The following is a 10563-nucleotide window of genomic DNA, read 5'->3' as shown; positions in this document are numbered from 1 at the left end:
CGCGGTGGACGTGCTCACCGGCGGACTCCCGCAGGTCGGCGACCAGCGGGACGACCGGGTTGCCCGCGCCCCGCGCCCGTACGGCCAGGTCGTCCAGGTCGACGTTCGCGGTGAGGATGGCCTCGGCGACACCCTCGGGGACCATGCCGAGGCGCGCCTGGGCGCGCGCGAGGGCCGCCTCGGCGTCCAGCAGCGCGCGCAGCCAGGCCTCGCCGGAGGTGGCCTTCTCCGCGGCGGTGCCGGCGGCGACCGGTGAGAGCAGGTCAGACGGCAAAGAAGACCGTCTCCTGCCCGCCCTGGAGGTGAACGTCGAAACGGTAGGACCGCTCGTGCTCGCGAACGGCCACCAGCGTGTCGCGCCGGTCCGCCGGGACGCCGGACAGGACCGGGTCGCCGGCGTTCCCCGGCTCACCGGGGAAGTAGATCCGGGTGATGACCGGCTTGAGCAGGCCGCGCGCGAACACGAGCAGGGCGACGTACGGGGTCGGGCCGCCCGGCTTCAACGTGGAGAACCAGTAGTGCCCGGCGGCGTCCGTACCGCAGCGGCCGAAGCCGGCGAAGTCGTGTCCCTCGCGGGCCAGCGCGCCCACCGCGCGCGGCACCTCGCCGTCCGGACCGGCCTGCCAGGTCTCGAGGAGGGCGTCGGGCAGCGGCTCGCCCGCGCCGTCGAAGACGGTGCCGTGGATCCGGATGGCGTCGGGGTGCCACTCGGGCACCACGCGCGGGCCGTCGCCGTACGGGAGGGCGTAGCCGAAGAACGGGCCGACCGTCTGCGAGGGCGTGGTCTCGGTCATGAGTCCCCCTTGGTCGGAGGGGGTGACCACGGGCGCGTGCCTTCGATCCGCTCGGTCATAGGCTCTCCTCCGTCGGAGGTGGTGAGCACGGGTACGTGCCTTCGCTTCGCTCGGTCATGGGCCCTCCTCCGTCGGGGTCGAGCCGAGGACGATGTCCCACTGGTAGCCCAGCGCCCACTCCGGGACGGTCGTGTCCATGTCGAAGCGGGAGATCAGGCGCTCCCTGGCCTTCTCGTCCGCGATCGAGCCGAAGATCGGATCGTAGGCGAACAGCGGATCGCCCGGGAAGTACATCTGGGTGACGAGCCGCTGGGTGAAGGCGGTGCCGAACACCGAGAAGTGGATGTGCGCGGGACGCCAGGCGTTGTGGTGGTTCCGCCAGGGGTAGGCGCCCGGCTTGATGGTGACGAACCGGTACCGCCCCTCGCCGTCGGTCAGGCAGCGGCCGGTGCCGGTGAAGTTGGGGTCGAGCGGCGCCGGGTGCTGGTCGCGCAGGTGGATGTAGCGGCCGGCGGCGTTGGTCTGCCAGATCTCCACGAGCGTGTTCGGCACCGGGCGCCCGGAGGAGTCCAGCACGCGGCCGGTGACGATGATCCGCTCGCCGAGAGGCTCGCCGGCGTGCTGCCTGGTCAGGTCGTTGTCGAGCAGGCCGAGCTCGGAGTGGCCGAAGACCGGGCTGGACAGTTCGATGGCGTCCGGCCCGTACTCGGGCACGATCAGCGGCCGTGACGGAGCCCGTAGCGGGGTGCTCTTGTACGGCGGATGCAGGTAGGGAGGGTGCGGATCGCTCACGGGTTCTCCTTTGCGGCCCGGGGCCGGGGGCGTCCCCGGGTCATGACGCGGCGGCGAGGGGTGGGTCGGTGCGTTCGCGGATCTCCTGCTCGCTCACCTCTGGCGCGGTCTCGACCAGGACGAGTCCGTCCGGGGTGACGTCGATGACGCCCAGGTCCGTGATGATCCGCTGGACGCAGGCGCGGCCGGTGAGCGGCAGGGCGCAGTCCTTGACGATCTTGGAGTTGCCGTCCCGGTCGTTGTGGCTCATGACGACGATCACGCGGCGGGCGCCGTGGACGAGGTCCATCGCGCCGCCCATGCCTTTGATCATTTTTCCGGGGACCGCCCAGTTGGCGAGGTCGCCGCGGGCCGAGACCTGCATTGCGCCGAGCACCGCGACGTCCACGTGGCCGCCGCGGATCATGCCGAACGACAGCGACGAGTCGAAGGAGGACGCCCCGGGCCGTACGGTGACGGTCTCCTTGCCCGCGTTGATCAGGTCCGGGTCGACCTCATCCTCGGCCGGGTAGGGGCCGACGCCCAGGAGGCCGTTCTCCGAGTGGATCACCACGTCGACTCCGGCCGGCAGATACCCGGGGATCAGCGTCGGCAGCCCGATGCCGAGGTTGACGTACATCCCGTCGGACAGCTCCCGCGCCGCACGCTCGGCGATCTGCGCCCTGGACCAGCTCATCCGGTCACCGTCCGCTTCTCGATGGGCTTGTCGGCGGCCTGCTCGGGGGTCAGGGCGACGACACGCTGGACGAAGATGCCGGGCAGATGGACCTCATCGGGGTCGATGGCGTCGACGAGCTCCTCGACCTCGGCGACCGCGACGCGGGCGGCCATCGCGCACAGGGGGTTGAAGTTGCGCGCGGAGCGGTGGAAGACCAGGTTGCCGTGCCGGTCGCCGCGGACGGCGCGGACCAGCGCGAAGTCGGTGGTGATGCTCTCCTCCAGGACGTACTCCCGGCCGCCGAACTCACGGACCTCCTTGGGCGGAGAGGCCACCGCGACCTCGCCGTCCGGGCCGTACCGCCAGGGCAGCCCGCCCTCGGCGACCAGCGTGCCGACGCCGGCCGGGGTGTAGAAGGCGGGGATGCCGCAGCCGCCGGCGCGCAGCCGCTCCGACAGCGTGCCCTGCGGCATCAGCTCCAGCTCGATCTCGCCGCCGAGGTAGCGGCGGGCGAGCTCCTTGTTCTCCCCGACGTACGAGCCCCGCGCCCGGGCGATCCGGCCGGCGTCGAGGAGGCGTCCCAGGCCGAGGCCGATGGTCCCGCAGTTGTTCGAGACGATCGACAGCGCCGAGGCGCCCGCGGCGTACACGGCGTCGATCAGGGTGAACGGCACACCGCACAGCCCGAACCCGCCGACGGCGATCGACGCGCCGTCGCCGAGGTCCGCGACCGCCTCCGCCGCCGAGGGAGCCACCTTGTCCATGTACACCACCCTGCCCAGGCCGCCCGAGCCGCTCACGACCGTTCTTCCGCTCAGCGGAAGAACAGTGATCGCGGCGGACCGGTTCGCGAAGGACGTCCGGAACACGTCGCGGGCCCGTACACCGACGCCCCGGGATCGCGCCGCCCCCTTGGTACCGTCGAATCGGTGGCGGTGACTGAGGAGGACACACCGATGCAGCGGGCCGACGAGCCACGTGGGACGACCGGCGGGAGCCGGCCCGCCGGGGGCGCCCGGCCGACGCCGTGACCGGCGCGCACGACCACGACGGCCACGGGCACACTCACGGGGTGAGCGCGGACTCCGACAAGCGCCTGCTCACCGCCGCGCTCGCGCTGATCCTGGCGTTCATGGCCGGCGAGATCGTCGTGGGCGTTCTCGCCCGTTCGATCGCGCTGATCTCCGACGCGGCGCACATGCTCACCGACGCCGCGTCGATCGCCCTGGCGCTGATGGCCATGCGTCTGGCGGCCCGGCCCCCGCGCGGCGGTTACACCTACGGCCTCACCCGCGCCGAGATCCTGTCCGCGCAGGCCAACGGGATCACCCTGCTGGTGCTGTCGGCGTGGCTGACCTACGAGGCGGTCCGGCGGCTGATCCATCCGCCGGAGGTGATCGGTGGGATGGTGCTCGCCACGGCTCTCGCCGGGGTGGTGGTCAACCTGGGGGCGAGCTGGCTGATCGGCCGGGCCAACCGCGACAGCCTCAACGTCGAGGGCGTCTTCCAGCACATCGTGACCGACCTGTACGCCTTCATCGCCACCGCGGCCGCCGGGCTCGTCGTGATCCTCACCGGCTTCGGGCGGGCGGACGCGATCGCGTCGCTCATCGTCGTCGCCCTGATGGTCAAGGCCGGTTCCGGGCTCGTGCGCGACTCGGGGCGGATCTTCCTGGAGGCCGCGCCCGCCGCGCTATCGCCCGAGCGGATCGGGCAGGCGCTGGCCGCCCGCCCCCACGTCGTCGAGGTGCACGACCTGCACATCTGGCAGATCACCTCGGGCATGCCGGCGGCCTCGGCCCACGTGCTCGTCGCCGTCGGCGAGGACTGCCACGCCGTACGCCACGACCTGGAGCACGTGCTGGAGCACGACTACCAGATCACCCACACGACACTCCAGGTCGACCACGCCTCGGAGCAGCTCCTGACCATCGAGCGGCGGCACTGCGACGACCCGCACGGCCCCAGCCACCGGAGAAATTGAGTGGCGCCGCACCGCGTCATGGGGCAACGTAGAGGTCCCAGGTACCGGGCGGTCCGGACGCTTGCCTATTCTCTGCGGATGTATGGGATCTTCGCTTTCTGACGTGCGGTCACGGCTGCCCGAGCTGATGCTGCACGACCAGCACCGGCTGCGCCGTCGTCTCGACGGCATCCGCGGCGTACGCGACGACGCCGCCCGTGCGGACGTCCTCGCGAAGGTCACCGCCGATCTCGAGGCCGCCGAGCTGCGGGTCGCGCTGCGCCGCGACGCGATGCCCGAGGTGACCTACCCCGAGGCCCTGCCGGTCAGCCGCCGCAAGGACGAGATCCGCGACGCGATCGAGAAGAACCAGGTCGTGATCGTCGCCGGGGAGACCGGGTCGGGCAAGACGACGCAGCTGCCCAAGATCTGCCTGGAGCTCGGCCGGGGCGTCAAGGGGCAGATCGGGCACACCCAGCCGCGCCGCCTGGCCGCGCGTACGGTGTCCGAGCGGATTGCCGAAGAGCTGCACACCACGATCGGCGAGACCGTCGGCTACCAGGTGCGCTTCACCGACCATTCCAGCGACACCACGCTGGTCAAGGTCATGACCGACGGCATCCTGCTGAACGAGCTGGCGCGCGACCGGATGCTCCGGCGCTACGACACCCTGATCATCGACGAGGCGCACGAGCGCAGCCTCAACATCGACTTCATCCTCGGGTACATCAAGCGGCTGCTCCCCCGGCGGCCCGACCTCAAGGTGATCATCACCTCGGCCACCATCGACCCGGAGCGCTTCTCCCGGCACTTCGATGACGCGCCGATCGTCGAGGTGTCCGGCCGCACGTACCCGGTCGAGGTGCGCTACCGGCCGGTCGAGGAGGACGACGACCCGACCCAGGCCATCCTGGACGCGGTGGACGAGCTCGCCCTCGAACCCCCGGGCGACGTGCTGGTCTTCCTGTCCGGCGAGCGCGAGATCCGCGACACCGCCGACGCCCTGGACAAGCGTGCCAAGGCAAAGAACGCGGTGTCCTGGGAGATCCTGCCGCTGTACGCCCGGCTGTCCGCCGCCGAGCAGCACCGGGTGTTCCAGCCGCACGGTGGGCGCCGGATCGTGCTGGCCACCAACGTCGCGGAGACCTCGCTCACGGTCCCGGGCATCAAGTACGTCATCGACCCGGGCACCGCGCGGATCTCGCGCTACAGCCACCGTACGAAGGTGCAGCGGCTGCCGATCGAACCGGTGTCGCAGGCCTCGGCCAACCAGCGCAAGGGCCGCTGCGGACGCGTCTCGGAGGGCGTGTGCATCCGGCTCTACTCCGAGGACGACTTCCTCACGCGGCCGGAGTTCACCGACGCGGAGATCCTGCGGACCAACCTCGCCTCGGTCATCCTGCAGATGACCACCCTGGGCATCGGCGACATCCTCGACTTCCCGTTCATCGACCCGCCCGACCGGCGCAACGTCAAGGACGGCGTCGCCCTGCTGGAGGAGCTCGGCGCCCTGTCGTCGGGGAAGCTGACCCCGATGGGCCGCAAGATCGCCCAGCTTCCGGTCGACCCGCGCCTGGCCCGGATGGTGCTGGAGGCCGACCGCAACGGCTGCGTACGCGAGGTCATGGTGATCGCCGCCGCGCTGTCCATCCAGGACCCGCGCGAACGGCCCGCCGACCGGCGGCAGGCGGCCGACGAGAAGCACGCGCGGTTCGCCGACAAGGAGTCGGACTTCCTCGCCTACCTCAACCTGTGGGACTACCTCCGCGAGCGGCAGAAGGAGCTGTCGGGGAACCAGTTCCGCCGGCTGTGCAAGCAGGAGTTCCTGCACTACCTGCGCGTCCGTGAGTGGCAGGACATCTACGGCCAGCTACGGCAGATCGGGCGCGACCTCGGCGTCACTCCGGGCAGCACGCCCGCCGACCCGCAGCAGGTGCACGTCTCGCTGCTCGCCGGCCTGCTGTCGCACATCGGCCTGCTGGACGAGCCGAAGAAGGAGGCCAGGAAGGACGGCCGGCGCGGCCCACGCGAGTACGACGGCGCGCGGAGCGCCCGGTTCGCCCTCTTCCCGGCCTCCGCCCTGGCGAAGAAGCCGCCGCGCTGGGTGATGGCGGCCGAGCTGGTGGAGACCTCGCGGCTGTGGGCGCGCATCGCCGCCCGGATCGAGCCGGAGTGGGTCGAACCGCTGGCCGGGCACCTGGTCAAGCGCACCTACAGCGAGCCGCACTGGGAGAAGAAACAGGGCGCCGTGATGGCCTACGAGAAGGTCACGCTGTACGGCGTGCCGATCGTGGCCGAGCGCAAGGTGAACTACGCGCGGATCGAGCCGGAGCCGTGCCGGGAGCTGTTCATCCGCCACGCGCTGGTCGAGGGCGACTGGGACTCCCACCATCGTTTCCTCCGCGACAACCGGCGGCTGCTGGAGGAGGCCGAGGAGCTGGAGCACCGGGCCCGGCGCCGCGACATCGTAGTGGACGACGAGACCCTGTTCGAGTTCTACGACCAACGGGTCCCCGCCTCCGTGGTGTCGGCGCGGCACTTCGACTCGTGGTGGAAGAAGGCGCGGCGCGAGACGCCGGACCTGCTGCTGTTCTCCACCTCCATGCTGGTCAACGAGGCCGCGGACGCGGTCACCCGGGAGGACTACCCCGACTCCTGGCAGGCGGACGAGCAACGGCTGCCGCTGTCGTACCAGTTCGAGCCGGGCACGGAGGCCGACGGCGTGACGGTGCGGATCCCGCTGCCGGTGCTCAACCAGGTGGACGCCTCCGGCTTCGACTGGCAGATCCCCGGACTGCGCGAGGACCTGGTCACCGAGCTGATCCGCTCGCTGCCCAAGCGGCTGCGGGTCAACTTCGTCCCGGCGCCGGACGTGGCCCGCAAGGTGCTGGACCGGCTGGACCCGTCGTCGGGCCCGCTGCTGGAGTCGCTGTCCCGCGAGCTGCGCGAGATGACCGGCGTGGACGTCCCGGTCTCGGCGTGGGACCTGTCCCGGGTGCCCGCCCACCTGAAGATCACCTATCGGGTGGTGGACCGGCGTGACACGCTGGCGGAGGGCAAGGACCTGGAGGAGCTGAAGCGCCGCCTCGCCCCGAAGGTGTCGGCGACGCTGGCGCGGGCGTCGGACGCGATCGAGCGCCGGGGCCTGCGCACCTGGGACATCGGCACGCTGCCCCGGGTCCACGAGCGAGGCCGGGTCAGGGCGTACCCGGCGCTGGCCGACGAGGGCGACAGCGTCGCGATCCGCACCTATCCGACGGAGGCGGAGCAGGCGCGGTCGATGTGGCGCGGCACGCGGCGCCTGGTGCTGCTGAACTCCCCGTCGCCGACGAAGGCGTTGCAGTCGAAGCTGAGCAACCAGGCCAAGCTGGTGCTGAGCACGACGCCGCACGGCAGCGTCGCGGCGCTGCTGGACGACTGTGCGGCCTGCGCCGCCGACAAGCTGATCACCGAGGCCGGCGGCCCGGCGTGGGACGAGGCGGGCTTCACCCGCCTGAAGGACCACGTGCGCGCCGAGCTCTTCGACACGACGGCGGTCGTGTTCGACCACGCGCAGCGGATCCTGGCCGCCTGGCAGGAGATCGAGGCGCGGCTGAAGAGCACGACGAGCCCGACGCTGGCCCCGTCGGTGACCGACGTCCGCGCCCAGCTGAGCCGCCTGATCTTCCCCGGCTTCCTGACGGCGGCGGGCTTTCGCCGCCTGCCGGACCTGCTGCGCTACCTGCGTGCGATCGCCCGCCGGCTGGAACGGCTGGCGGAGGACTTCCACCGCGACGCCGAGAGGACGCGGCAGATCCAGCAGTTGGAGGCGCGGTACGTCCGCACCCGCGACGACCACCCGGGAGAGCTGAGGATCCGCGAGGTCCGGTGGATGCTGGAGGAGCTGCGGGTGAGCTTCTTCGCCCAGCAGCTCGGCACGGCGTACCCGATCTCGGAGAAGCGCATCCTCAAGGCCCTGGACCAGGCCACGCCGTAGGCGAGGCGCGCGTCAGCGGGACAGGTCGTAGTCGCGGCGGCGGGCCTTGCGGGTGCGGGCCCAGTACTCGAAGGTGAAGCCCGGCCACAGCGTGCGGTTGACGCCCTGGTCGTCCAGGTACCAGCTCTTGCAGCCGCCCTCGTTCCACACCGCCTTGCGCAGGCGGCGCTGAAGGCCCCGGTTGAAGCGCCGCTGCGCGTCCGGGCGTACCTCGATGACGTCGGCCTTCTCCTCCTCCAGCAGGCGCAGGCAGCTCAGCACGTGCTGGACCTGGGACTCGATCATGAAGACGACCGAGTTGTGGCCGAGCCCGGTGTTGGGGCCCAGGAGCATGAACAGGTTCGGGAAGCCGGCGATCGTGACGCCGTGGTGGGCCTCGATGCCGTCGGCCCAGGCCTCCTGGATCTTCACGCCGCCGCGGCCGACGATGCGCTGTTCGGCCAGGGCGTCGGTGACCTTGAAGCCGGTGCCGTAGATGATGACGTCCGCCTCGTGCGCGGTGCCGTCGGCGGTGACCAGGCCGGTCTCGGTGATCTCGGCGATGTCGCCGGTGACGACGTCGACGTGCGGCCGGGACAGGGCCGGGTAGTAGTCCGAGGACAGCAGGATGCGCTTGCAGCCGATCGTGTAGTCCGGGGTGACCTTGGCGCGCAGCTCCGGGTCGGGCACCTGGCGGGCGATGTGCGCGCGTGCCACCTTCTCCTGCGGGGCCATGAGCTTCGGGCTGATCGTGAAGCCGACCGCGCGGGCCTCCAGCACCCAGTAGATCGTGTCGCGGAAGGCGCGGGCCGCGCCGGGAACATAGCGGAACAGCCCGCGGGCCCACGTGGGGAAGACGAAGTCGGGTTTCGGCTGAACCCACGGCGGGGTGCGCTGGAACACGCGCAGGCTCGCCGCGCGCTCGGCGACCTTCGGCACGAACTGGATGGCCGACGCGCCGGTGCCGATCACGGCGACCCGCTTGCCGGTCAGGTCGCAGGAGTGGTCCCACCGCGCCGAGTGGAACGCCGTCCCGGTGAAGCGCTCGGCACCGGGGATGTTCGGCAGCGACGGGACGTGCAGCGCGCCGATGCCCGACACGACCGCCTTGGGGGTGAGCACGGTGCCGTCGCCGAGGGCGACGCGCCAGTGGCGCGCCTCGTCATCCCACTCCAGGGAGTCGGCCACGGCGCCGTACCGGATGTGCGGGGCCAGCCCGTACTTGTCGACACAACGCCGCAGATAGGCCCAGATCTCCTTCTGGGGGGCGAACATCCGCGACCAGCCGGGGTTCAGCTCGTACGAGAAGGAGTACATGTGGGAGGGCACGTCGCAGGCGCAGCCCGGATATCGGTTGTCGCGCCACGTGCCGCCGAGGTCGTCGTCCTTCTCCAGCACGACGAAGTCGTCGAATCCGGCCTTCTTCAGCTGGATCGCCATGCCAAGGCCGGCGAACCCCGAGCCGATGATCGCGAGTTTCACGTGACCTCCAGTCCGCGTACCTACCGGTAGTAGGTTACCAACGGTAGGTTACCGGGGGTAGGTCGTGAGATACAGTTCACAGGTGGAGACCAAACGGCGCAGGATGACGCGGGCCGAGCGGGAGCGGCAGATGCTCGACGTCGCCGAGGAGGTCTTCGCCTCACAGGGGTACGGCGCGGTGTCCATGGAGGAGATCGCGGTACGCGTCGGGCTGTCCAAGCCGATGCTGTACGAGTACTTCGGCTCCAAGGAGGGCCTGCTGCTCGCCACCATCGCCCGGGCGCGGCGCGAACTGCGCGAGACCACCGAGCGCGCGGCGACCGAGGGCGAGACCGCCGAGGACAAGCTCTACAACGGCTACCTCGCCTACTTCCGCTTCAACGAGGCGCACCGCCGCTCGTGGCTGGTGCTGCTCCAGGAGCCGGTGCTGCTCGGCGGCGCGGCCGGGGAGATCGAGGCGACCCGCCGCCAGCAGACGGATCTGATCGTCGCGCAGATGGAGTGGCTCGCCCCGGACCGGCCGAGGCGCGACCTGGAGGCGTACGCGGAGATCATCGTCGGCGCCTGCGAACGCCTGGCCCTGTGGCGCATGCGCAACCCGGACGTCGCCCCCGAGGAGGCGGCCCGCCAGATGATGGACGTGACCTGGAGAGGCCTGTCGGCGTACGGCACCTGAGCCAGCATCCGGTAAAGGGCGCCCGAATTAATCCTTATTGTCCGATAATCGCGTTATGCCCGAATGGCTGACGGGGAAAATCCAGCCATGGTGATCAACGCGCTCGGCCCGGCCGACGTCACGTGACGATGGATCGTCGGCGGCGGGCCGCCCGGCCGCCCGGCCGACCGCGACGGCCGCGGCATCTCCCGGACCAGGACGGCCCGGGGCGTCCGCGGGTGGAGCGGGCGATACGACGGCTCT

At 71.1% G+C, this 10563-nt stretch carries 8 protein-coding genes and 1 pseudogene; 3 read left to right on the top strand and 6 right to left on the bottom strand.

Annotated features, from left to right (window positions below; all coding sequences use genetic code 11):
• The 5 genes and pseudogenes from ACFFNX_RS30990 to ACFFNX_RS30970 form a co-directional block, all read right to left on the bottom strand.
• Positions 1-274 (bottom strand): annotated as a pseudogene (locus ACFFNX_RS30990) (3-carboxy-cis,cis-muconate cycloisomerase); the annotation flags it as partial.
• Entirely contained in the window at positions 264-794 is a 531-nt protein-coding gene (gene pcaG, locus ACFFNX_RS30985; RefSeq protein WP_378209415.1) for a protocatechuate 3,4-dioxygenase subunit alpha, read from the bottom strand. The gene pcaG and the pseudogene ACFFNX_RS30990, both read right to left, overlap by 11 nt.
• Before the next feature lie 114 nt (positions 795-908).
• On the bottom strand, positions 909-1586 hold the full coding sequence (pcaH, locus tag ACFFNX_RS30980) for a protocatechuate 3,4-dioxygenase subunit beta (protein ID WP_378209414.1): 678 nt from the start codon (positions 1584-1586) through the stop codon (positions 909-911).
• Between the two features lie 40 nt (positions 1587-1626).
• The gene (locus ACFFNX_RS30975) at positions 1627-2262 is read right to left on the bottom strand and encodes a CoA transferase subunit B (RefSeq protein ID WP_378209413.1); all 636 of its coding nucleotides are present in this window, start codon (positions 2260-2262) and stop codon (positions 1627-1629) included.
• Positions 2259-3008: a CoA transferase subunit A gene (locus tag ACFFNX_RS30970; protein ID WP_378209412.1), complete on the bottom strand. Its 750-nt coding sequence runs from the start codon at positions 3006-3008 to the stop codon at positions 2259-2261. The genes ACFFNX_RS30975 and ACFFNX_RS30970 overlap by 4 nt, the downstream gene beginning before the upstream one ends.
• 308 nt (positions 3009-3316) lie before the next feature.
• Here ACFFNX_RS30970 and ACFFNX_RS30965 point away from each other — a divergent pair, with 308 nt between their 5' ends.
• Both ACFFNX_RS30965 and hrpA read left to right on the top strand, forming a co-directional pair.
• Positions 3317-4228, top strand: a complete 912-nt coding sequence (locus ACFFNX_RS30965; protein WP_378209411.1) for a cation diffusion facilitator family transporter — start codon at positions 3317-3319, stop codon at positions 4226-4228.
• An 82-nt stretch (positions 4229-4310) separates the two neighbouring features.
• Positions 4311-8183 (top strand): ATP-dependent RNA helicase HrpA, encoded by a 3873-nt coding sequence (gene hrpA / locus ACFFNX_RS30960; RefSeq protein WP_378209410.1) that lies wholly within the window; start codon positions 4311-4313, stop codon positions 8181-8183.
• Positions 8184-8195: 12 nt separating this feature from the next.
• On the opposite strand, the gene ACFFNX_RS30955 is transcribed toward hrpA, so the two are convergent.
• A complete protein-coding gene (locus ACFFNX_RS30955) occupies positions 8196-9644 on the bottom strand; it encodes a flavin-containing monooxygenase (protein WP_378209409.1) in 1449 nt (482 codons plus the stop codon).
• A gap of 82 nt (positions 9645-9726) precedes the next feature.
• Between ACFFNX_RS30955 and ACFFNX_RS30950 the strand changes: the two genes are divergently transcribed.
• Complete coding sequence (locus ACFFNX_RS30950) at positions 9727-10320, top strand: TetR/AcrR family transcriptional regulator (protein ID WP_378209408.1); 594 nt, start codon at positions 9727-9729, stop codon at positions 10318-10320.
• The last annotated feature ends 243 nt before the right edge of the window (positions 10321-10563 follow it).

This window comes from Actinoallomurus acaciae (assembly GCF_042429965.1).
Lineage (GTDB): Bacteria > Actinomycetota > Actinomycetes > Streptosporangiales > Streptosporangiaceae > Actinoallomurus > Actinoallomurus acaciae.
This window is presented reverse-complemented; position numbering and strand designations above follow the sequence as displayed.